This window comes from Oceanospirillum sp., assembly GCF_048265165.1.
Lineage (GTDB): Bacteria > Pseudomonadota > Gammaproteobacteria > Pseudomonadales > Halomonadaceae > Oceanospirillum.
The window spans coordinates 483,631-506,293 of record NZ_JBLXCD010000001.1; the positions used below are offsets into that span (position 1 = coordinate 483,631).

Sequence of the window (22,663 nt, forward strand, 5' to 3'; positions counted from 1 at the left end):
CTAAGGCCTGTTATTCAGCAAGGGTTTCTCTCAGAGCGGAAACCATAAGTTCACTTTCCTGAGCCAACGGAATGGCCAGCGACTTAGCTATATCATATTGGCCCGCATCAAGATGCTGCTCCATACATCCGGCATAAGCAACCAAACGATCAGCGCCAAAGTTACCTGCAATACCTTTTAACGCATGAATTGCCATCGCCAGTTCCTCCCACTGCTCGGAGCGAACTGCCTGAAGAAGTTCACTGATCAGCTTCGGAATTCGCTCAAAAAAGTGATCGGATATCGGCGTAATATCCCCATCAAACAATTCGTTAAGCGCGGCCAGAGGCACAGGGTTAATCACTGGAAAGTCCGAGAAGTCAATTTCCGGCAGCAGAGGGCCTAGCTGACCGGGTATACCCTGTGCCTTTTGCTGCGCCTGCTCCGCTCCGTCTCCCGAAGGTACCGTTAACGGTTCAAAATACCTGCGCAACAATAACCCAAGCTGTCCGGGTTCGAATGGTTTAGGCAGATGAGCATCCATTCCCGCCTCAAGGCAACGATCTATTTCCGGTCTGGTAACGTATGCGGTCATGGCAATAATCGGCAAGCGGTCCAGCTCGCTTTTTTTCTCGTGGGCACGGAAAAGCTGAGTGGCAGCCAGGCCATCCATTACCGGCATCTGGCAGTCCATAAGAACGAGGTCAAAGCTGTTCTTTGTTTTAAGCAACTCCAGCGCTTCCTGGCCATTGGTCGCTGTCGTCAGCTGACAGTTAAACTGCTGGAGATTAGCCGCTGCAACGATACGATTCACCTCATTGTCATCCACCAGAAGGATATGTTTATCTGACAGATCCAGTGGTTGATATTTATCGGGCTGAACAGCCTTAACCAAAGGAAGGGGTTCGGGTTTCAGCAGGGCTTTTTCTAAGGCCCGGTGCAGCTCATTGCGGCTGAAAGGCTTAGGAATCAGGCTGACAAATTCAACACCTTCAGCCTGCTGAGTCAGGGCTCGACCTGTATAAGAGGTCAACAAAATCATCCGGGTATCACACAGAACCGGATGACGGCGTATCTCTTTGGCCATCTGCACACCATCCATTCCGGGCATCATCATATCTGTCAGCACGATATCAAAAGGGCGTCCTTTATCTGCATGCTGCAGAAGAATGTCCAGTGCGTCCTGCCCCTGATCTGTACTCAGGTAAAAAATACCCCAACTGGCGCAGTACTGCTCCAGAATCAACCTGTTTGTGGCATTATCATCAACAATGAGAGCTCTTAAACCTCTAAGATCTTCGTTGGCAGTAAATCTTTCCAGCGCCACCGATGAGGGTTTAAGCGGAATGGTAAAATGAAAACAACTACCCTCTCCCTGTTCAGACTTAAGCCAAATCTCCCCTCCCATACTGGCAATAATTTCACGACTCAGTGTTAAACCTAATCCGGTCCCACCATAGTTACGTGTCGTGGAGCCATCTGCCTGACTGAAGCTATCAAAAATTTTATCCTGAGCAGCAGCTGAAATACCTATCCCTGTATCTTTTACAGTAACATGCAGCTTTATCGTCCCATCATCGTCTAAAGCCTCAAGGTCTGTACTCAGGGTAATTTCTCCCTGTTCGGTAAATTTAATCGCATTGCCCAGCAAATTAGCCAGCACCTGGCGAAGCCGGGTAGGATCTCCCTGAACGGAGGCTGGCAGCTGATCGCTGATCATAGCTGAAATTTCCAGTCCCTTGCTCTGCGCCTGAGGTGCAAACAGTTTAGCGGTCTCTTCGAGACTCTCCCGAAGGTCAAAATCAATTTGCTCCAAATCGACCTTGCCCGCTTCATACTTCGCCAAATCAAGAATACTGTTCAGCAGGGATAGCAATGTTTTACTGGAATTCTGCGCAATGCTAAGGAAATCTCTTTGTTCATCATCGACCCGTGTCTGAGCCAACAGATCCAGCATTCCCAAAATGCCATTCATTGGAGTACGGATTTCATGGCTCATATTGGCAAGGAACTCAGATTTTGCCTGGGCACTTTTCAGTGCATCCTGACGGGCGCACTCCAGCTCATGATCATGTTTCTTGCGCTGGGTAATATCCCGAAAAATGGTAATTGAGCCTGAAACCTCATCCTGACTCTGAAACCGGGCGCTGGTCACCTGTACAGGCACAAGGGTGTTATCGGAGAAGCGACGAAAGAACTCATCCTCACTTTCATAAATTTTCCCTGCCGCTGTCACAAGCCGGATAGGGCAATGATCAATATCGACTGGCTTTCCACCGCTATCGTAATGGACATGAAAAAGATCGTGGGCCCGCTGTCCTAGTGCCTCGTCAGAACGTATGCCCAGAATTCGCTCGGCGGCCTCATTAATAAAGGTCACATAGCCATCTTTATCCTGAACAAAAAGCCCCTCCGCCATACGCTCTGTGATTGCTTTCAGGGTCTCTCGCTCTTTAGCCACAGCTATATTCGCTGTTTTGTGGCGATAATAGCCTGCAGCAAGGCTTGCAATAAATGCCAGATAAATCAGCTGAATAATAAGACCGGTTCGGTAAATCCCTTCCAGTTCATCAGCCCGGGTAAAACTAATAATATAAGCCCCGGTTTTACCATCCAGGTTATCGACTGGAGTAAAAAGCGCAGCATAACGCTGCCCCTCTAGCTTGTGGCTCACACCAAACGCACTTCCGGCGTTCATCATCTTTCGGATGTGAGGCGTATCTTCCTGCATCACAGATTCAATACTTTTCTGCAGCGGTGGTATTTCCCGGGGAGAACCGAATTTGGCTCCCACATCTTCGACCAGAAAATGATCGTTAAGAGCATAGTCTTTATAGATAGAGCGTTCACTGGGATAAAGCAGCGAGAACACCTGTTCTTTATTAAGTACAAAGCCAAAAAGCTCATTGGGAACTAAGGTCTTTAACTGTTGCTCAACAGTATCAAAAGGAACACTACTCTCAACACTACCGATATGCTGACCTTCGTGAAACAGAGGAAATACAAAGCGGAAACCATGAAATAAACGCCCTGTTTCAAACCCTTTAACTGCTTTATGTTCTGTATTTACCCGGTAGACAGAAGGGCGGATATCAAACAGTGGATCACCATATTTCAGGGGTCGGTGAAAGCGTAACAGGCTTAACCCATTGGCATGATGGAAATGTAACTGGCGTACACCCCGCTTTTTCAGGCGTAAGTATGAGGGATATAGCTTGCGTAGCAACATTCCCCGTGCAAAGTCCTGGGCATCACCCTCTGTTACGGCGATTTCATGAATCAGGGCGGTAATTTCCGGGGTATTGATCGTTTCATCAAACAGTGTCTGAGCAACTTCAGACAGCCCATTAACCACGGACCGGTAGGCAACCTGCTCTTGCATCAACCGGGCCTGGATCTGATTGTCTGCTTCGTAACGGATAATAAGCTGCAAACCCAGCAAGCCAAGCAGTGACAGCAGCATAAAGCCTGAAAGAGATCTTAGCAGGGCACTCTGAATCATTTCGCCGCCCCTAACAGGTTGATCTTAAGCTGATACCACTGTTGACGAATAGCATCATAGGCCGAGTCGGCAACGGGTTTTGCGCCATATCGCAGGTTACGGCTCCAGCTCTGCATCATCTTCTGATGCGCTTTATTATCCTGAGGTGCAAGGCGAAGCATGGCATCTCGAACCTGCTCAATAAACTCGGGTGCCAATGTACTGCTATTTGCAACCAGTACAAAACCCGGGACGGGCTGGGTTTCATCGATAATTCGTAGTCCCAGATGATGATAGCGTCGGGCAATCTGGGTTTTCATACCACCAAACTGATATTTACCCAGAATCACATCAAGCGCCACACGTTCATGACTGCCAGTGTAATCATAGCTGAAAGTATTATCTTCCAGACTCATCCCCTGCCGTTGCAGGTAATCTTCTGTTGCCAGATAACCACAGGTTGATAGTGGCTGAGTCAGCGCCACATCATAATGTTGATTAGGATTAAGAGAAGCACCACTGTCAGCAAAGTGCACAATAGCACAGGTATAGTCTGAACGACCTTTACTGTCCAGCAGCTGTACAACGGGTATAATATGCTGACTTTTCTGAGTGACCGCAACATAGGGCAAAGGCCCAAGATAAGCCATATCCACCTGGCCCGAAGCGATAGATTCAATCAGAGCTTCATAATTCTCATGCCAGGCCAGCTCAAAGTTATAGCCGGTTTCTTTTTCAAGAAAATCAATAAAAGGAAGGTATTCCAGGGTAACTTGCTCAAGGCTTGCCATGGGCAAAGGAGCAAAGCGAATCACAGGGCTGTCTTTCGCGACTGGAGTTAAGCGGTCGTGATTCTGTGTGTAAGCCAGAGATTCATTTGCGGTGGCCGGTAAGGTACTCCATATCATGCACACAAGGCATAAAACAGCTCCATAAACACGACAAGGCAAATACTTCAGCAAGATATGACTCCCTTATGAATAATGCACAGCTTAACCATCCCAATATCTTATTAAAACATACAAAGCAAAGCTATTTTTATTCAACGTTCACGTTGCCATCTATATTAAACAAATAAAGCCCATTACAGATTTATGCAATGGGCTTTAAAGTACGGACGATTCAAAACAGCTAACAGGAATAAATACCTAAGCGGCTATCAGGTCTTTGTCCTGAATCAGGGCACTTGCCGCAGCCAGTACTGCATTCAGGTTCGCCGCGACCGTATCTTCGCTGATGGCAACACCGGTATTGACCGCATCCCCCAGCTTCACCTGTACATAAGTCACCGCTTTTGCATCACTTCCGGCAGACAGAGCATGTTCAGAGTATTCTGCAATCTGCACGGGCTGCTCAATATAGGCAGACAGGGCCTCGGTCAGAGCGTGAATAGCGCCGTTACCATCACCACTCAGTTCAATAATCTGATCGCCACAGCGAATGGTCGCATTTAAAAAGTCATTATCACTACGTTCCAGTTTATAGGTCACCAGCTCAAACTGCTGCTCGGTGTTCAGGTAGTGCTGCTGAAACAGATCAATAATTTCCTGCTGCTTCAATTCGCGCGCCTGCTCTTCGGTGTACTTCTGTACTTTTCCGGCAAACTCGATCTGCAACCAACGTGGTAATTTAAGACCCAGTTCAGCCTCCAGAATATAGGCAACACCGCCTTTACCGGACTGACTGTTGATACGAATAACGGCCTCGTAGCTGCGGCCCAGATCTTTCGGGTCAATCGGCAAATAGGCCACTTCCCACGGCTTGGATGCATCGTACTTGCTCAGACACTTCTTAATCGCATCCTGGTGGCTACCGGAGAATGCGGTATAAACCAGTTCACCAATGTATGGATGACGCGGGTGTACTTCCAGATTGGTGCAGGCTTCATAAACCTGAATAATCTCAGTCACATCCGCCAGGTCCAGCTCAGGATCAACGCCCTGACTGTACAGGTTCATCGCCATAGTGATCACGTCCATGTTACCGGTACGCTCACCATTGCCCATCAGAGTGCCTTCAACACGGTCTGCACCTGCCATTACACCCAGCTCTGCGGCGGCAACAGCACAACCCCGGTCATTGTGGGTGTGCATACTGATTTCCAGGCACTCGCGGTGTTTGATGTTGCGGCAGAACCACTCGATCTGATCTGCAAATATATTGGGGGTGGACATCTCCACCGTTGCCGGCAGGTTCAGAATGATCTTCTGTTCAGGATTCGGCCCCCACTCTTCAACAACGGCATCACAGATCTCTACCGCGAAATCCAGCTCGGTGCCGGTGAAACTTTCAGGTGAGTACTCTAAGCGCCATTCTGTATCGGTGTGTTTCTGAACACGCTCTTTTACCATACGCACGCCATTTACAGCGATATCAATAATCTGGTTACGCTCTAAGCAGAAAACCTGCTCACGCTGTACGGTTGAGGTGGAGTTATAAACGTGAACGATCGCTTTCTTAGCACCTTTCAGTGCCTCAATGGTGCGGTCAATCAGCGCTTCCCGTGCTTGAGTCAGAACCTGAACCGTCACATCATCGGGAATCATATTGTCTTCAATCAAAGCCCGTACAAAATCAAAGTCTGGCTGAGAGGCTGCCGGAAAACCTACTTCGATCTCTTTAAAGCCGAGTTTAACCAGTAGCTGAAACAGTCGTTTTTTCTGGGCAACGGTCATCGGGTCGATCAGTGCCTGGTTACCATCACGCAGATCAACACTGCACCAGGTCGGCGCTTTGTCGAGCACCTGATTTGGCCACTGGCGATCAGGCAGATTGATGGTTGGAAAAGGACGATATTTCTTATGGTCAAAACCGCTCACGGTGAGCTCCTTACATGTGTTTGCCCTGAACACTTATGGGTTGAGGCGTCAGGCCAGTCTTATTCAGTTATCACGCTGCTTATTTGTAATCACTTTTTTTTATCGCTATTCCGGGTAAAGAAAGCGTTGGCAGGTGCAATACGCTGCCCTTAATCAGCTGGCTCTTGTGAAGCGCTGCATTGCACAAGATGGTATCCCTTTTGAGGTAAGCTCCTGATACGCCGAGCAATAAATGCACAACGATAACAGAACGAGGCCCAGTGCTGCCAACGGAAACCAGTATATAAAATTTGCACTGCATCAGGATTGCTAAAATGCGCCAAAAAAATAAAATTTAGCAATATTATTTCAATTAATAATGGATTTGAGCAATTTTATTTTTATGTAATACTTTATAGCAAGCCTGAGCATTAATATTAGGTGTAATCCCGCAATTTAAAATCTTCCATCCGATATTCCCTGGGAGCTATCTTATGATCAAGCTTGACCGTACCGACCGCCGAATCCTCGAAGCCCTGCAGCAGGATAGCCGGATCAGTAATCAGGATCTGGCGGAAAAAGTCGGCCTGTCACCCTCCCCATGTTCACGGCGCGTAAAACAGCTTGAAGAAGCCGGTTTTATTGATCGTTATGTGGCGCAGTTGAACCGCTCAAAACTGGGCCTGAAGCTAACCGCCTATATACAGATCGCACTGGATCGTCATACACCTGATCGCTTTGAAGCCTTTGATAAAGTTGTCAGCCGTTGCCCGGAAGTGGTGGAGTGTTATCTGGTGACCGGCCAGAGTGCTGACTACACCGTTAAAGTTGTTGTACCGGATATGGAATACTTTCAGGCATTTCTTCTGAACACCATCACCCAGATTCCCGGTGTAACCGGTGTTCATTCAAGCTTTGTCATGAAACGGGTCGTAGATACAACTGCAGTTTCTTTACAGCATCTGGGGTAAAATACCTTTCAACAGAATCACCATCCATTTTTCAGTGCTGTAACGGAACACTTTTTATGCCTGCATCCCAAAAGAACACCTCGTCATCAAAAGCAAACCCCTGGCAGCAGGCTAAAGCCGCTAAAGAAAAAGCCATCAAAAAACACCAGGCCAAAGCCAATGGCCTGCACCCCCGTAACCCCCACCGGGGTACAGAAGGAAAAAGCGACAAATATGACTTTGATCGACTCTGCCAACTGATGCCAGGACTGAAAGAAAAGCTAACCACTACGCCCCGTGGCGATACGTCAATCGACTTCAGCGATCCCGACGCGGTCAAAATGCTTAACGCGGGTTTGCTCTACCAGTTTTATGGTATTCAGTTCTGGGATATTCCCCCTGGCTACCTCTGTCCTGCCGTACCGGGCCGGGCCGACTATATTCACAACGTCGCAGACCTTCTGATGGCCTCCGGCCAGCGCAATGAACCACCTAAAGGCAAAAAAATTACGGTGCTGGATATTGGTACCGGAGCCAACTGTATCTATCCGATCATCGGAAGTCAGGCCTATGGCTGGTCATTTGTGGCATCCGATAGCAGCGATATCGCCTTTAACACCTCGAAACAATTGGTGAAGATGAACCGTAATCTGTCCGGCCGTGTGCGCTGCCGCAAACAGCAGGATGAATCACATATCTTTCACGGCGTGATCAAAAAGAAAGAGGTATTTGACCTCACCATCTGCAACCCGCCTTTTCACGCCTCTGCGGAAGATGCTCAGGCCGCCAGCCAGCGTAAAGTCGACAATCTGGCCAAGGACGATGCAGAGCTGAACGAAATCGGTAAAGCCCCGCTGAACTTTGGCGGCCAACAGCCGGAGTTGTGGTGCAACGGCGGCGAAGTGGGCTTCCTGAAGACCATGATCGAAGAGAGCAAAGATTTTGCCGGTCAGTGCCTCTGGTTTACCAGTCTGGTATCCCGTAAAGAGAATCTACCGGAGCTGCAGCAGATGTTAGCCGATGCTGGCGTGGCCCAATCCAAGGTACTGGAGATGGCCCACGGTAATAAGGTGAGCCGTATTCTGGCCTGGAGCTTTATGATCCCTGAAGAACATCTGGAATGGTCAGAGATCAGCTGGGATGTTCCGGCAGATCAGGCGCAGCTGCCTCGCACAGAATTTGAACCTGATGAGGACGCTGAAGATCCTGAAGTACTCGGTGACACTTTGGCCGACAATCTTGATGATGACCTGAATGCAGAAAAACGGACGAACTAGCCGATAAAGGTCAGGATAAAGAGCAAGAGTAGAAGCAAGAGTAGCCCTCGTATCCAAGCGCTTTAATCATCCTCCGGTTGATCCATTCCTCGCCTGCTCCGTAAGCAGCTGAAATGGATCAATCGGAGCGACACCTACCATGCAGGATACACCTTCAACTTCCCGCACCACCGAATCTTCAGAATCATCGTCTGTCACCCTCAGTTTCTGGCATCGCTGGGGCGGTTATACCGGCCTGATCCCCTTTATCAGCCTGAGTCTTCTAACTGTTGCAGACTTAAACTTTGCCCTTGCAGCACTGATCAGCTATGCCGCGCTGATCTTCAGCTTTCTTTGCGGTGTCGTCTGGTTTGTCAGTCTGAAACGCCCGCAAAATGGCCATATCGCTTTAGTGGCCCTGGGCGGAATGCTCTGGAGCTGGTGCTGGATACTCTTCTCCGGCATTGATTGGTCAGGTATCGCTGGCTTATCCTTCGTCCTGCTCTGGCTTTATGAACGCCGGGTACTCAGTAGCGATTATGGCGATCAGTTTATACAGTTACGCCTATGGCTCTCCTCTGGTGCAGCCATCAGCCTGCTGGCAGCCTTTGTCTTTTAACCACTAACAGGCTTAACCGCTTAAAACCTCAACCTTAACCGTCACAGCGAAAAGGAGTTCTGATGTCTGACCTGCAACTGCGTTATTTCCTGGTCTGTGCCGAAGAAGGCAGTTTTACCGGTGCCGCAGATCGGCTGGGCCTATCTCAACCGGCACTGAGTCAGCAGATCCGCAAGCTGGAGCAGGAAATGGGTATCGCCCTCTTCACCCGTATTGGCCGGGGCATTCAGCTGACCGCAGCCGGTCGCCAGCTGTGGGGTAAAGTGCAGCCTCTGTTCAGTGATGTGGATCAGGCGATCCGTGAGCTGCAGTTTCAGGAAGGCGTTATTGAAGGCACCATCGCTATTGCCGGCCCCCATACCGCACTGTCCTATCTATTAACGCCGCTTATCAGTCAGCACGCCACTGAAAACCCCGATGTGCGCTTTCAGCTGCACGCCCGCAGCAGCCAGGAAGTGATTCAGCTAACCTACAACCGCACAGTGGATTTCGGGCTGGTACACAGCACCATGGTATTGCCGCCTGAACTGGATGGAGAGCTGATTCATGATGAAAAACTGGTGGCGATCTTTGCAGAGGATCACCCTGCTGCCTCTAAGCTGCAGAGTGCTGGTGAACTGCCCGCCAACACACCAACACTGCTTTTCCCGAAAGGCTACGCCCTGCGACGAGCCGTCGATAGCGCCTTTGCCAATCAGCCACTAAATGTCGCCATCGAAGTGGAAACCGTGGATGCCATGCTCAATCTGGTACGTCGAGGCTCGGGAATCTGCTTCGCGCCACGTTACGTTGCCGAACAACAAGCAGGCCTGGCCTTCGCCGAAGTGAACAATCTGGATATAACCCTATCTCTGATGCTGGTCACCCGCTACGGCAAAGCGATACAGCCGATCACCCAGTGTTTTATTGATCAGCTCAAGAGCTACTGTAATCGCGGGTAAAGCCACCTTTGGTTTCTCATCATTCATAAGCACTACTTATAGCTTATATAGTTTACTCCGCCTATCTCTCCTCAACTCTACTCTCTAAACTGATCACCAATTCAACCCCACCCACATTCACCATCAAGGACGCTTTATGATTGATGACCCTCTGTTTTATCTCGTGGCAATTCCTGCGGTACTTATCGTGGGCATCTCAAAAGGGGGGATGGGAGGCGGTCTTGGGATGGTGGCGGTACCAATTATGTCCCTGGCGATCCCCCCCTTTCAGGCGGCAGCGATCATGCTGCCAATTCTCTGTGTAATGGATCTGATCGGGCTTTGGGGCTTTCGGGGCAAGTACGATAAGACCAATCTCAGAATTCTGCTGCCCGCTGCGGTACTGGGTATCCTGCTGGGGGCACTAAGTTTCAGCTATCTGACGGAACAGCATATCAAGCTGATGATCGGCCTGATCGCAACCTTGTTTACTCTGAACTATGCCTGGCAGAAGCTGCACCGTAAGCCGGAGAAGGTCACCCAGGCTGATGCGGTAAAAGGCTCTTTCTGGGGCGCGTTGGCAGGATTTACCAGCTTCAGTGTTCATGCCGGTGGCCCGCCAATGAATATCTATATGCTGCCGCAAAAGCTGGATAAAACTCTGTTTGTCGGTACAACGGTTATCTTCTTTGCCGTCGTCAATTTCACCAAACTGATACCCTACGCATGGTTAGGCTTATTCGACAGCGCCAACCTGATGACGTCACTGGCATTGCTGATATTTGCACCAATAGGCGTTTATTTTGGTATGTACCTGCACAAACGGGTCAGTGATTTCTGGTTTTACATGGCTTGCTATGGACTACTGTTTGTGACCGGAGTGAAGTTGATATCGGAAAGCCTATTCTCCGCATAAGACGGTATCAGGGCCTTAAACAGCAGTCTCAATCAGAGAGCGATGCGACGGTTTGCTCAGCGATCTGTATCAGGCTGGTATTTTTATTCATCGCCACCCGTCTCAGGCTCTGATACGCCTTATCCTCTGACACACCATGTTTCTGCATTAACAGGCCTTTTGCCTGTTCAATCACTTTCCGATCTCCCAGCGACTGGCGCACTTCATTTAATTCAGTGTTCAATTGCTGTAAACGGCTGGCCTGCTGCTGAATCAGCTCGAACAAGCTTCCTAGGGCTCCGGGGTCATTCAGAGCCCGTTTTTCCGTATCTGAAGCCAGGCCATCTTCAGGCTCGCGTTCAGCTTTACAGTGGATCAGGGCTTCAAGGTTGTCATGATTCGCTTCAAACTCCTCTTCAGCTTTCTGCACCTGCTGCTGAGTTAAACCAATAAGATCCGATAACAGCAGATGCTCCAGCTCCTGCATTCTGTTGATTCGGGCCGTGGCCACTTCAAACCAAATTTCAGTTAAAGACCCCGGAATACCCGCCTCTCCAGCGGTCTGGCAGAGCTGACGCAGTTTAATAAGTTCATGGCTGCAATCCAAAGCCTCAATCTCACGCCACCGGGCAACATGAGACCGGTCACTATGACTGAGAAAAAGATCAAAGCAACTTGCCTGGGCATCCCTTAAAAGATCCAGTTGCTCCAACCGCTCGGGGTCAAATTCACCCGCGGCAAAACCTATGGCACCACAGGCACGCTCCTGTCCTGCGTACTCTTTTCCCTGCAGCAGATTAAACAGCGCGATTAACGCCCGGGCTGTTTCGGGGCAGGTGGAACGGTCCGCAATCTCAAAAACCACCTGTAATAGTTTAGAGATCACCTGACTAAAGTGGCCCGACGCCTCCAGAGCTTTGATCCGATACTGAGTCACAACCGGTCGAATCAGTCGCAACTGGTCAAGACCATTCAAAGCAAATGCCACCCGGCTGTAAAAAGAAGCTTTATGGTGTAAACCAAAGGAGAAGTTCTTCAGCAAACGTCTTAACGTCCCTTCGGCCTGAACCGACTCATGCAGCTGCTGCTCTCTTTCCTGTGCAAAACGCTGCCCTTCTGTAACCAGATAGATATTGCTCAGCCCCCGCTCTTTCTGCAGTTCATGGACAAGTTCAGTTAGTACAGTTACCAGATGACAGCTCTCACTTAACTCATTTAACTGCTTAAGTTCGCTTTGGTGGGCTGCAAGAAAGTAATCAATCGCCAGGGTGTCAGCTGTCATAGAGAAGTCCGCTCCTAAACCAATAACATACAGAAACCGATAACATGCAATGGCCAAAAAAGTAAAACGACCGCCTCTGTACATCGCACTCTGTTCAAGAACAAAACAGCAAGAAGCGGACCAAAGGCACTCCCTTCCCTCTTTTCAACCCATGACCAGGCTCATAAAAGGCTTGCCTGACACCACTGGACGCCTGAGAGACAACATTGTTATACCCTCTATCCTAAAATTATCGACTACCCCACTAAAATACGCACCAAATACCCTCACCCAGACTCAGATCTGCACCATAGCGGCCCAACCTTGATTGGGCCCACAAAAGACCGGCCAAGCAATCAGGATATAACACCATGATTTATAAAGATTTTCAAACCATGGCACGTCTAATGCAGATGTAAAGACATATTGGCTCAGGCAAATACAGATTATTTGCGTGCGATTGAGACAAGCAAAGGCGCTTGTACCTCCCCTTTTTTAAAGGCCGGAGTGTACAAGCGCCTTTTTTTATTTTAGCGATTGGAGAACAGATGATGATCCGAAAAAATAAGCCTTTATCTACCGCTGAGCGCTCAACCGGAACCGCTGGCAAACATTCCGGTGCTATCAGCAAACACCCCAGCGTTAACAGGAAACTCTGGGTACGGACCGCCGTTGCGGTTCTTGGCTCTCTGCTGAGTCTGAGCGCCAGCCAGGCCAGCTCTCTGGATTACCCTGAAAAGGAAGAGCTGAAATTCGGTTTTATCAAGCTAACGGATATGGCACCTCTGGCAATCGCCTATGAAAAAGGCTACTTCGAAGATGAGGGTCTGTACGTCACTCTGGAGGCTCAGGCCAACTGGAAAGTGCTACTTGACCGGGTTATTGATGGTCAGCTTGATGGTGCTCATATGCTGGCTGGCCAGCCTCTGGGTGCCACCATTGGCTATGGCACCAAGGCAGATATCATAACCGCCTTCAGCATGGACCTTAACGGCAACGCGATTACGGTTTCCAACGATGTATGGGCCGATATGAAAAAGAATATCCCCCATGAAAACGGTAAGCCAGTACACCCCATCAAAGCCGATGCCCTCAAGCCTGTTATTGAGCAATATCGCGACGAGGGTAAGGCATTTAATATGGGGATGGTATTTCCGGTCTCTACTCACAACTACGAATTGCGCTACTGGCTGGCAGCCGGGGGCATACATCCGGGCTACTACGCTCCCCACAAAGGAGATACTTCCGGCCAGCTGGATGCAGAAGCACTCTTATCGGTAACTCCTCCGCCTCAAATGCCTGCCACCATGGAAGCCGGAACAATTTATGGCTACTGTGTGGGCGAGCCGTGGAATCAGCAGGCTGTATTCAAGGGAATAGGTGTCCCCGTGGTCACCGACTACGAGATCTGGAAGAACAACCCGGAAAAAGTCTTTGGCGTTTCCCGTCAGTGGGCTGAAAAGAACCCGAACACTCATATCCGCGTGGTGAAAGCCATGATCCGGGCAGCACACTGGCTGGATGCCAACAACAATGCCAACCGACAGGAAGCCGTGAAAATTCTGGCAAAATCATCCTACGTCGGTGCCGACTATGATGTTATTGCCAACTCCATGACAGGCACCTTTGAGTATGAAAAGGGTGATAAACGGGAGGTACCGGATTTCAACGTCTTCTTCCGCTACAACGCCACTTATCCCTACTACTCTGATGCGATCTGGTATCTGACTCAGATGCGTCGCTGGGGCCAGATTTCCGATGCCAAACCGGACAGCTGGTACAAAGAGATCGCTAAAAAAGTCTATCGCCCGGATATCTACCAACAGGCGGTAGCCGCCCTGATCGATGAAGGTCAGATGAAAGCCTCCGACTTCCCGGATCTGAGTCAGGAAAGCGGCTTCCGCGCACCACAGAAGCACTTTATCGACAATATCGTCTATGACGGCCAGCAACCGAACGCCTATCTGGAAAAATTCACCATCGGCCTGAAAGGTCAGGACAAGCTGTAACAGAACCCATAAACAGATCCAGCACTTAAAAGCGAGCATTGCTTCCGGGGGCGCGTTCCTCCCCCCGGACAGGAGGATAGCAAGATGGCCCTATCGATAAATCAAAACAAACCAACCGGATGGCTTAGAAAAGTCACTCAGGATCGCTCACTGGCTGACCTGCTCAGCCAGAGCGCCAAAGATATCATCCTGCCCACCATTGGTATGCTGGTCTTTCTGATGATCTGGTCTATATCGGCCCCAAGGGTCATCACCTCACTGGGAGAATTTCCTGGGCCAGCACAGGTCTGGAGTCAATTTGAGGGGTTGGTTGAAGAGCATCAGGCATCCCGTATTAAAGAAGATGCCTTCTATGAACGTCAGGAGAAGCGTAATGCTGATCGCGTTGCTAAAGACCCGACTTACGAGCCTAAAATCCGCAGCTATACAGGAAAGCCCACTTTTTTCGATCAGATTATCACCAGCCTGATCACGGTTCTGGCGGGGTTTGCCGTTGCCACACTGATCGCTGTCCCAGTGGGTATTATTATCGGTCTCAGCAGCCCGCTATATACAGCGGCCAATCCGTTAATCCAGCTCTTTAAACCCGTATCGCCATTGGCATGGCTCCCCTTGGTGACCATGGTGGTAAGTGCTGTTTATGTCAGTGATGACCCTCTGGTTTCCAAATCATTCCTGACCTCCATGATCACCGTGACCCTGTGCAGTCTCTGGCCAACATTGATCAACACCGCCGTTGGTGTCGCCGCTATTCCGCAGGATCTGAAAAATGTCAGCCATGTGCTGCGGCTCAACTGGCTGACCCACGTCATCAAGATCGTACTGCCCTCTTCCATCCCTATGGTATTTACCGGACTTCGCCTTTCCCTGGGCATCGCCTGGATGGTACTGATCGCGGCAGAGATGCTGGCTCAGAATCCAGGGCTGGGTAAATTCGTCTGGGATGAGTTCCAAAACGGCAGCTCAAGTTCATTAGGGCGCATTATGGTGGCCGTTATTGTAATCGGCCTAATCGGTTATCTGCTGGACCGCACGATGCTGCTGATTCAACGCTGGGCCAGCTGGGACAAAACAGCGGTCATGCGCTGATCCACCCGAACCGACAGATAAGAAACAGATAAGAAACAGATAAGAAACAGATAAGAATACGGAGAATACTATTATGAACCGCACACATCTTGAGCTGACCGGCGTCGGTATCGAATTTCCAACCCCTAAAGGCAGCTTCAGGGCTCTGCAGGGTGTTAATTTAAAAATAGAACGGGGTGAGTTTGTCTCTTTGATCGGGCATTCCGGCTGCGGTAAATCCACGGTACTGAATATTGTCGCTGGCCTGCATCAGGCCACTGAAGGGGGCGTATTGCTTAACGGACGCGAAGTGAACGAACCCGGGCCAGAGCGAGCCGTGGTGTTCCAGAATCACTCACTACTGCCGTGGCTGACCGCTTATCAGAATGTTGAGCTGGCGGTTAAGCAGGTGTTTAAAGGCCAGAAAAGCAAATCGGAAATAAAAGCCTGGATCGAACATAACCTTGAGTTGGTCCATATGACCCACGCCATGCACAAGCGCCCGGATGAGATATCAGGGGGCATGAAGCAGCGTGTCGGTATCGCCCGAGCCCTGGCAATGGAGCCAACCGTTCTGCTGATGGACGAGCCCTTCGGTGCATTGGATGCTCTCACCCGGGCCCATCTGCAGGACTCTCTGATGGAGATTCAAAATGATCTCAACAATACCGTGATTATGATCACCCACGATGTGGATGAAGCGGTATTGCTCTCTGATCGGATTGTGATGATGACCAACGGCCCCGCCGCCACCGTCGGTGAGATCCTTAAGGTAGAGCTTGAACGGCCCCGTGACCGCCTGACGCTGGCAGACGATGCGCAATACAACCACTACCGCAGTCAGGTACTGAGTTTCCTATATGAAAAACAGCGCAAAATAGAGCCGATGGATCAGAAGAAGAATAGTGATGGCAGCACAAAAACCACCCGGAAAGGTGTCGAGGTCGCTTAGCCGTTAAGTATCAACTTTGTTATTGCATACGTTATGCCGGTACACAAGGCTGCCCTTTTTTGAACCCATATCAGTGCACGCTGCACCAGCAAGGAACTCCAGTGTCAGCATCAGGAGATCAACATTAAGGTAAGGTGCTGCCATAATAAAATAACACACTGTTATTAATAGACTTTTTATAACTGGCATAACATATGCAAAAACATGATTAACAAAAAGTGATCCCTAACGATCACGATCTACAAAAAATTATTTTGAGCAATGGCGTTCATTTACGGGTTTAACACCGGTTAATGAACGCCTTTTTTTATGCCTGAAGAAAAACCCTCAGGGTGAGAAAGGGTGACACAGATGAAACAGAAACTTGTGGTCGTCGGCAACGGCATGGCAGGTATCAAGGCGATAGAATCTTTGATCGCTCATCAGGGGGCTGAATTTTTCCAGATCACTGTGATCGGTGAAGAAGCCCACCCCAACTACAACCGTATCATGCTGTCACCTTTGCTGGCGGACGAAACCCATTTCAAAGACATCGTACTTAATCCCCTTAACTGGTATCGGGAACACCACATAGATCTGCACCTGTCCGATCCGGCAATCGCCATCGACCGCGAGCAGAAAAGGGTGATCTGCTATTCCGGCCAGCACTTTGAATACGATCAGCTGATTCTGGCCACCGGCTCCAAACCGGCATCATTACGTCTGCCCAACGAGAGCCTTGACGGCATTATGGGGTTTCGGACACTGGATGATGTCCACCGAATGCAAGACACCGCTAAAACCTACCATCATGCAGTGATTGTTGGTGGCGGTCTGCTGGGCCTTGAGGCTGCGGCGGGCCTTGCTAAAAAAGGGATGCAAACCACCCTACTGCACCGGAGCGGCTGGATTCTCAACCGACAGCTGGACAAGGTATCCGCCGGTTATCTGCAGCAGGAACTGGAGAAACGGGACATCCACTTTCGTCTCAACCGTCAGATAAAAGATGTTTATGAGTCAGAAGGGCGTGTGCATCAGCTGCGGCTGGATGATGACAGCCTTCTGCCCTGCGATCTTCTGATCACCGCAGCCGGTATCACGCCGGAGATCACGCTGGCTAAAACAGCAGGTCTGGATTATGAGCGAGGCATTCTGGTCAATGATCAGCTGCAAACCACCGACCGACATATTTTTGCTTTGGGAGAATGCTGTCAGCACAGAGGCGAATGCTACGGGCTGGTTGCTCCGGTTTGGGAGCAGGCTGAAATTCTGGGGCAGAATCTAGCAAACCAGCAGCGCCAGCCGGATACGCCTCAATCCATTTATTCCGGCACCCGGAGTGCTACCCGCCTGAAAATATCCGGCATTGACCTTTTCTCTGCCGGTGAAGTCATCCCACAGGAAGGGGCTGAAGTGCTCTGCTGGAACGACCCGGCTCAACAACACTATCGCCGCCTGATCATGCGCGACAACCGCATCTCAGGGATTTTACTTTACGGTGATATTCGTGAAGGCAACACCCTGTTCGATCTGATGCAGAACAACACCGATACCTCGGACATTCGTCAGCAACTCCTGTTTGGCACCCTGGATCATCACTTACCACAACCCACGGTGGCGGCCTGAATTGAAACCTTTTACACCAGACAGATCAAACCGCTACACCCGCAATAACGCATCTGTCCGGCTTTTTATTGATCCCCTTATTGATGACCGGAACCCTGACGATATCCGGGAAAAACATGGAGAACGGCTATGAGTAAATCGATTCCATCCGTGGATATTACCCCTTCAGCGATAGCGGAAGCCGGAGCCGGCCCGTGGCAAACCAGTACCACCTGCCCATACTGCGGTGTCGGCTGCGGTGTTGACCTGTCCGGTACAGACGAAAGCATCAACCCTGTTAAGGGGACACAGGGCCATCCGGCCAATCATGGCCGTCTCTGCGTTAAAGGCTCAGCCCTGCATGAAACACTGGGCATGGAGGGCCGGCTGCAAAGGGCGCTGATCGATCAGCAGCCCGTGGCACTGGCGAAGGCACTGGACCGGGTTGCCGATGGCTTCAGACAAACGATAGATGAGTATGGCCCGGACGCCGTGGCCTTTTATGTCTCCGGCCAGTTACTGACCGAAGACTACTATGCAGCCAACAAGCTGATGAAAGGGTTTATCGGCAGTGGCAATATCGACACCAACTCCCGGCTTTGCATGTCCTCTGCCGTTGCGGCCTATAAACGCGCCTTTGGCAGCGACAGTGTGCCCTGCAGTTATGAAGATATTGAGCTGGCAGATCTGGTGATTCTGGTCGGCTCCAACGCCGCATGGACACATCCGGTTGCCTATCAACGCCTGAGCCGGGCCAAACGGCAGCGTTCTGGCCTCCTGACCGTTGTTATCGACCCGCGACAGACCGCCACCTGTGATGAAGCAGACCTTTATCTGGATATCGATCCCGGAACCGATGCCTTTCTGTTTAATGGTTTACTGGCTTATCTAGCCCAGAACAAGGGGCTGGACAAGGATTTTATCCGTCATCATACCGAAAACGCAGAACAAACCTTGGCACAGGTCTGCCTTGAGTTCCCCAATCCTGTTAAGGACACCGCACGGACAACCGGTGTTGCCGAAGCAAAAATTGCCCGCTTCTTTGAGCTATACGCCCAGCATCGGCGCACCGTAACCCTCTACTCCCAGGGAGTCAACCAGTCCACCACAGGCGTCGATAAGTGCAACAGTATTATCAACTGCCATCTGGCAACAGGGCGTATCGGCGCACCGGGTATGGGCCCCTTCTCTCTGACCGGCCAGCCTAACGCCATGGGTGGCCGTGAAGTCGGCGGCCTGTCCAACCAGCTGGCGGCGCATATGGATTTCACCCCGGAAAGTATCGACCGGGTCGGACGGTTCTGGAACAGCAGGAAAATGGCAACCCAACCGGGTATGAAAGCCGTTGACCTGTTTAAAGCGGTTGAGTCCGGCAGCATTAAGGCGATCTGGATTATGGCTACCAACCCTGTTGTGAGCCTGCCGGATACCGAGCAGATTGAGCGGGCGCTGAAAGCCTGTCCACTGGTGGTGGTATCTGAGTGCTTTGAAGATGCCGAGACGCTGGATTATGCCGATGTCGTACTTCCCGCTGCAGGCTGGAGTGAAAAAGACGGCACCGTAACCAATTCAGAACGGTGCATCTCCCGCCAGCGGGCTTTTACAAAACCTGAAGGTGATATTCAGCCAGACTGGTGGCTGATCGCCCAGGTGGCCCAGAGAATGGGGTATCAGGACGCCTTTAATTATACTTCCCCAGCGGATATTTTTCGGGAACATGCAGCCTTGTCCGGCTTCGAGAATGTTCAGGGGCAACCGGGGGCACGGGATTTTGATATCAGCCTACTGGCGTCTCTTAATGATGACGCGTACAACACACTGAAGCCGGTGCAATGGCCGGTTAATCACGCCTATCCAATGGGTACGCCTCGACTGTTCACCGACCAACGCTTTTTTACACCATCGGGCAAGGCTCGCTTTGTCCGTATCAGCCCCCAAAAACCGGCTATCGCGCCGGATAAAGATTATCCTTTTATTCTCAATACCGGCCGAGTACGGGATCAATGGCATACCATGACCCGAACCGCCCGTAGCCCGCGATTGATGGCCCATATCAGCGAGCCCTTTGTCGAAGTCGAAACAGGGGACGCCCATCGTCTGGGGCTGGAACAGAACCAGCTTATCCGCTTGCAGGGCCATCAAGGTGAATTTCTTGGGCGTGTAAAAATCAGCAGCCAGCTGAAACCGGGCTCTCTGTTTGCCCCCATACACTGGAATAACCGCTATACCAAAGCGGGCAAAATTGACAGTCTGGTTAATGCGTTAACGGACCCGATCTCCGGCCAGCCAGAGTCGAAACATGCACCCGTGCAAGTTGAGAAAACCCGGATGCATAGCTTTGGCTTTATCGCTCTGCAGAGCGGTACCCTTCCCCATGAGCTGGACTACTGGAGCAGAACCCCCCTCGATCGGGGCAACTGCTTTGAGGTGGCTCATACCACAGCGTTACAGAAAACCTCACACTGGCAGCAGCTGCTTCAGACAGAAGGTGACTGGCTGCACTACGAAGACCCGAGTCAGGGTATCTATCGTGCCGCCTGCTTTGACGGTGACACCCTGATACAGGTGCTGATCTGTGCCCATCGGATGGAGCATCTGCCGGATCGGGAATGGATCAATAGCCTGATCGGGCAAGCGGTCACCCCCTCCCAGCGGCTGGCTTTGCTTTCAGGCCGCCAGAGTGAAGGCCAGGCTCAGGGGGCTACGGTGTGCGCCTGTTTTCAGGTGGGTGAACACAAAATCCGTGAAGCGATTATAGCCGGTTGTGACAGTGCAGAGTCACTGGGAAAACGGTTAAAATGCGGCACCAACTGCGGTTCCTGTATCCCAGAGCTGAAAGCGATCATCGCCGGGCAAGCAGTGTTATCGCAGGAGAAAGAAGCCAGCACCGCCTGAGATCAGAGCAAGGTCAGCTTATTGACCAACACCCACGCCGTCTGTCCCTCTTTAAGTGCCATTTTCTGAATCTGCTGCCGTGTCAGACGCAGCAGCAGGTTCTGGGCAGGAAACAAGCCACCACGGGGCAATATACTTGCGGTAAAAACACCTGCCGACTCCGTCTCCGATTCTGAAGAGAGATCAAATGCTGAAGCCTGCAGACTCACAAGAATACGATAGAAGCATCCCGTCTGATTGCCACTGGTTTGTTCCGCTTCAATACGATCAATCCGCACCGCCAACTGATTGTCACAGCTGACAGCGTCAAGGCGACGGTGTGACAACATCAGATCACGGGCATCGATACGAACCCGCAGCTCAGTTCCAGCTTGGATACCATCTTGTTCCAGCGACTGAACCTGACCACAAACAGCAGAATCACAAGCTTTATCATCAGGGACCACATAAAGCTGTTGAGAGCTTCCCTTCAGCCTCAGGGCAAACAGGGACCGGTCGCTGCAGCAATCAACCGCAAGGGAACCGGTATCAGGGGTAACAATCCCGTCCAGCAAGTTGGGGATCATTTCTCCCGTCATACCCGGCAACTCAGTACGGCGCAACAGCTCTGTAATGCCTCCTCTCGCCACGATTCTCCCCGCCTCCATTAGCAACATCTGATCACCTAAGGCGATCGCTTCCTCAACCGAGTGGGTCACATAGATCACGGGAATAGCAAACCGGCTGCGAAGTCGATTCAGGTAGAATAAAACCTCCCCCTTAGCCGTACTATCCAGCGCAGCCAAAGGTTCATCCATTAAAAGCAGATCAGGACTGGTCAGCAAGGCCGCCGCAATAGCAACCCGCTGGCGCTCGCCCCCGGAGAGTTCAGCCGGATAGCGTCCAAGCAGAGATTCCAGTTGCAGCAGTTCAATCAGTTCATCAGGTGATATCTGCCGCTGACCTGCCGGGACCCGCTGATAACCAAACAGAAGATTGGCGCGAACATTCAAGTGAGGGAAAAGGCTTGCTTCCTGAAACACATAGCCAAGAGACCTTTGATGCACCGGTCGGGTATCCCGGCCATTCAGCCAGGACTGACCGTTGACACAAACCTGCCCGACCGCATCAGGCTCCAGTCCGGCTATCGCCCTGAGCAGGCTTGTTTTTCCACAGCCGGAGCGGCCAAATAAAATAGTTACGCCACCGCCACCGGGCAGTTCAAAATCGGCACTCAGGCTGAACTCCGCCCGTTGAAGATGGATTCTGCAGAATATCGTCATGCTAAGTTATCCTGCCGCCAAAGGAGGCGCGCGACGATTCAGCGCAAAGATGGCCAGTAACAGCAGTAGCGATAGCAGAATCAGTACCAGGGACAGAGTGTGAGCAGCCGCATAATTCATCGACTCCACATGATCATAAATGACAATAGAAGCGACCTGGGTGCTGCCGGGAATATTGCCCCCAATCATCAGAATCATGCCAAACTCACCCAGCGTATGCGCAAAAGAGAGCACACCAGCGGTTAGAATCCCACGGCGAGACAGAGGCAGCGCCACATGCCGGAAACGATCCATCCGGCTGGCCCCCAGGGTTGCCGCCAGTTCAAGCAGACGACCTCCGGCACTGGCAAAGGCATTCTGCATTGGCTGCACCACAAAGGGTAGTGAGAAGATCATTGATGCCAGTACCATACCGCTAAAGCTGAACGCCAGGTGCCCAATTCCCCATTGCTCCAGAACCCGCCCCAACCAACCCTCCGGCCCTAAAAACATCAGCAGATAAAAGCCCATCACCGTCGGTGGTAAAACCATCGGCAACGTGACAAGGGCTTCAACCAGAACCTTAAGCGGCGAACGGCTGTGGGCCAGCCACCAGGCCAAAGGTGCCGATAACACCAATAACAGCCCGGTACTGATCACCGCAAGCTTAATGGTTAGCCATAGCGCATTCAGATCCTGTGGACTCAACACCATAGCGTTCAGCCCCATGGCAAACACCTCCTCTTGGCACGGCG

At 50.9% G+C, this 22,663-nt stretch carries 16 protein-coding genes; 10 read left to right on the plus strand and 6 right to left on the minus strand.

Annotated features, from left to right (window positions below):
* Positions 1–10: 10 nt before the first annotated feature.
* The 3 genes from ACN0R8_RS02070 to leuA all read right to left on the minus strand — a co-directional run bounded on the left by ACN0R8_RS02070 (position 11) and on the right by leuA (position 6,279).
* Positions 11–3,481 carry a response regulator gene (locus ACN0R8_RS02070; protein ID WP_417594585.1) on the minus strand — a complete coding sequence of 1,157 codons (3,471 nt, stop codon included), beginning with the start codon at positions 3,479–3,481 and terminating at the stop codon, positions 11–13.
* Complete coding sequence (locus tag ACN0R8_RS02075; protein ID WP_417594587.1) at positions 3,478–4,422, minus strand: PhnD/SsuA/transferrin family substrate-binding protein; 945 nt, start codon at positions 4,420–4,422, stop codon at positions 3,478–3,480. Before ACN0R8_RS02075 ends, ACN0R8_RS02070 begins: the two co-directional genes overlap by 4 nt.
* Positions 4,423–4,608: 186 nt before the next feature.
* Positions 4,609–6,279, minus strand: coding sequence for a 2-isopropylmalate synthase (gene leuA / locus ACN0R8_RS02080; protein ID WP_417594589.1), 1,671 nt, complete (start codon positions 6,277–6,279; stop codon positions 4,609–4,611).
* 473 nt (positions 6,280–6,752) lie between these two features.
* Here leuA and ACN0R8_RS02085 point away from each other — a divergent pair, with 473 nt between their 5' ends.
* The 5 genes from ACN0R8_RS02085 (at position 6,753) to ACN0R8_RS02105 (ending at position 10,919) form a co-directional block, all read left to right on the plus strand.
* Complete coding sequence (locus ACN0R8_RS02085; RefSeq protein WP_417594591.1) at positions 6,753–7,229, plus strand: Lrp/AsnC family transcriptional regulator; 477 nt, start codon at positions 6,753–6,755, stop codon at positions 7,227–7,229.
* Between the two features lie 56 nt (positions 7,230–7,285).
* Positions 7,286–8,485 carry a 23S rRNA (adenine(1618)-N(6))-methyltransferase RlmF gene (rlmF, locus tag ACN0R8_RS02090; RefSeq protein ID WP_417594593.1) on the plus strand — a complete coding sequence of 400 codons (1,200 nt, stop codon included), beginning with the start codon at positions 7,286–7,288 and terminating at the stop codon, positions 8,483–8,485.
* A 139-nt stretch (positions 8,486–8,624) separates the two neighbouring features.
* A complete protein-coding gene (locus ACN0R8_RS02095; RefSeq protein ID WP_417594595.1) occupies positions 8,625–9,083 on the plus strand; it encodes a DUF3429 domain-containing protein in 459 nt (152 codons plus the stop codon).
* Between the two features lie 62 nt (positions 9,084–9,145).
* A complete protein-coding gene (locus ACN0R8_RS02100) occupies positions 9,146–10,024 on the plus strand; it encodes a LysR family transcriptional regulator (protein ID WP_417594597.1) in 879 nt (292 codons plus the stop codon).
* A gap of 136 nt (positions 10,025–10,160) precedes the next feature.
* Complete coding sequence (locus ACN0R8_RS02105) at positions 10,161–10,919, plus strand: sulfite exporter TauE/SafE family protein (RefSeq protein WP_417594599.1); 759 nt, start codon at positions 10,161–10,163, stop codon at positions 10,917–10,919.
* A 28-nt stretch (positions 10,920–10,947) separates the two neighbouring features.
* On the opposite strand, the gene ACN0R8_RS02110 is transcribed toward ACN0R8_RS02105, so the two are convergent.
* A complete protein-coding gene (locus ACN0R8_RS02110) occupies positions 10,948–12,180 on the minus strand; it encodes a nitrate- and nitrite sensing domain-containing protein (RefSeq protein WP_417594601.1) in 1,233 nt (410 codons plus the stop codon).
* Between the two features lie 527 nt (positions 12,181–12,707).
* Between ACN0R8_RS02110 and ACN0R8_RS02115 the strand changes: the two genes are divergently transcribed.
* The 5 genes from ACN0R8_RS02115 (at position 12,708) to ACN0R8_RS02135 (ending at position 20,667) form a co-directional block, all read left to right on the plus strand.
* Positions 12,708–14,168, plus strand: coding sequence for a CmpA/NrtA family ABC transporter substrate-binding protein (locus ACN0R8_RS02115; RefSeq protein ID WP_417594603.1), 1,461 nt, complete (start codon positions 12,708–12,710; stop codon positions 14,166–14,168).
* Positions 14,169–14,252: 84 nt separating this feature from the next.
* Positions 14,253–15,257 (plus strand): ABC transporter permease, encoded by a 1,005-nt coding sequence (locus ACN0R8_RS02120; protein ID WP_417594605.1) that lies wholly within the window; start codon positions 14,253–14,255, stop codon positions 15,255–15,257.
* A 73-nt stretch (positions 15,258–15,330) separates the two neighbouring features.
* Positions 15,331–16,188 carry an ABC transporter ATP-binding protein gene (locus ACN0R8_RS02125; RefSeq protein WP_417594607.1) on the plus strand — a complete coding sequence of 286 codons (858 nt, stop codon included), beginning with the start codon at positions 15,331–15,333 and terminating at the stop codon, positions 16,186–16,188.
* Between the two features lie 351 nt (positions 16,189–16,539).
* Entirely contained in the window at positions 16,540–17,793 is a 1,254-nt protein-coding gene (locus tag ACN0R8_RS02130; RefSeq protein WP_417594609.1) for an NAD(P)/FAD-dependent oxidoreductase, read from the plus strand.
* A 129-nt stretch (positions 17,794–17,922) separates the two neighbouring features.
* Positions 17,923–20,667, plus strand: a complete 2,745-nt coding sequence (locus ACN0R8_RS02135; RefSeq protein ID WP_417594611.1) for a molybdopterin-dependent oxidoreductase — start codon at positions 17,923–17,925, stop codon at positions 20,665–20,667.
* A gap of 2 nt (positions 20,668–20,669) precedes the next feature.
* Here the strand turns inward: ACN0R8_RS02135 and modC are convergent, their stop codons facing one another.
* Positions 20,670–21,929: a molybdenum ABC transporter ATP-binding protein gene (gene modC, locus ACN0R8_RS02140; protein ID WP_417594613.1), complete on the minus strand. Its 1,260-nt coding sequence runs from the start codon at positions 21,927–21,929 to the stop codon at positions 20,670–20,672.
* Positions 21,930–21,935: 6 nt separating this feature from the next.
* A complete protein-coding gene (modB, locus tag ACN0R8_RS02145) occupies positions 21,936–22,637 on the minus strand; it encodes a molybdate ABC transporter permease subunit (protein WP_417594615.1) in 702 nt (233 codons plus the stop codon).
* Positions 22,638–22,663: the final 26 nt, after the last annotated feature.

What these genes read in the sequence shown, in the direction of transcription:
- ACN0R8_RS02130 (WP_417594609.1), top strand. Translation starts at nt 16,540, where the DNA reads ATGAAACAGAAACTTGTGGTCGTCGGCAACGGCATGGCAGGTATCAAG.
- modB (WP_417594615.1), bottom strand. Translation starts at nt 22,637, where the DNA reads ATGGGGCTGAACGCTATGGTGTTGAGTCCACAGGATCTGAATGCGCTA.
- rlmF (WP_417594593.1), top strand. Translation starts at nt 7,286, where the DNA reads ATGCCTGCATCCCAAAAGAACACCTCGTCATCAAAAGCAAACCCCTGG.
- ACN0R8_RS02105 (WP_417594599.1), top strand. Translation starts at nt 10,161, where the DNA reads ATGATTGATGACCCTCTGTTTTATCTCGTGGCAATTCCTGCGGTACTT.
- ACN0R8_RS02125 (WP_417594607.1), top strand. Translation starts at nt 15,331, where the DNA reads ATGAACCGCACACATCTTGAGCTGACCGGCGTCGGTATCGAATTTCCA.
- ACN0R8_RS02100 (WP_417594597.1), top strand. Translation starts at nt 9,146, where the DNA reads ATGTCTGACCTGCAACTGCGTTATTTCCTGGTCTGTGCCGAAGAAGGC.
- ACN0R8_RS02085 (WP_417594591.1), top strand. Translation starts at nt 6,753, where the DNA reads ATGATCAAGCTTGACCGTACCGACCGCCGAATCCTCGAAGCCCTGCAG.
- ACN0R8_RS02135 (WP_417594611.1), top strand. Translation starts at nt 17,923, where the DNA reads ATGAGTAAATCGATTCCATCCGTGGATATTACCCCTTCAGCGATAGCG.
- ACN0R8_RS02110 (WP_417594601.1), bottom strand. Translation starts at nt 12,180, where the DNA reads ATGACAGCTGACACCCTGGCGATTGATTACTTTCTTGCAGCCCACCAA.
- ACN0R8_RS02070 (WP_417594585.1), bottom strand. Translation starts at nt 3,481, where the DNA reads ATGATTCAGAGTGCCCTGCTAAGATCTCTTTCAGGCTTTATGCTGCTG.
- ACN0R8_RS02120 (WP_417594605.1), top strand. Translation starts at nt 14,253, where the DNA reads ATGGCCCTATCGATAAATCAAAACAAACCAACCGGATGGCTTAGAAAA.
- modC (WP_417594613.1), bottom strand. Translation starts at nt 21,929, where the DNA reads ATGACGATATTCTGCAGAATCCATCTTCAACGGGCGGAGTTCAGCCTG.
- ACN0R8_RS02115 (WP_417594603.1), top strand. Translation starts at nt 12,708, where the DNA reads ATGATGATCCGAAAAAATAAGCCTTTATCTACCGCTGAGCGCTCAACC.
- ACN0R8_RS02095 (WP_417594595.1), top strand. Translation starts at nt 8,625, where the DNA reads ATGCAGGATACACCTTCAACTTCCCGCACCACCGAATCTTCAGAATCA.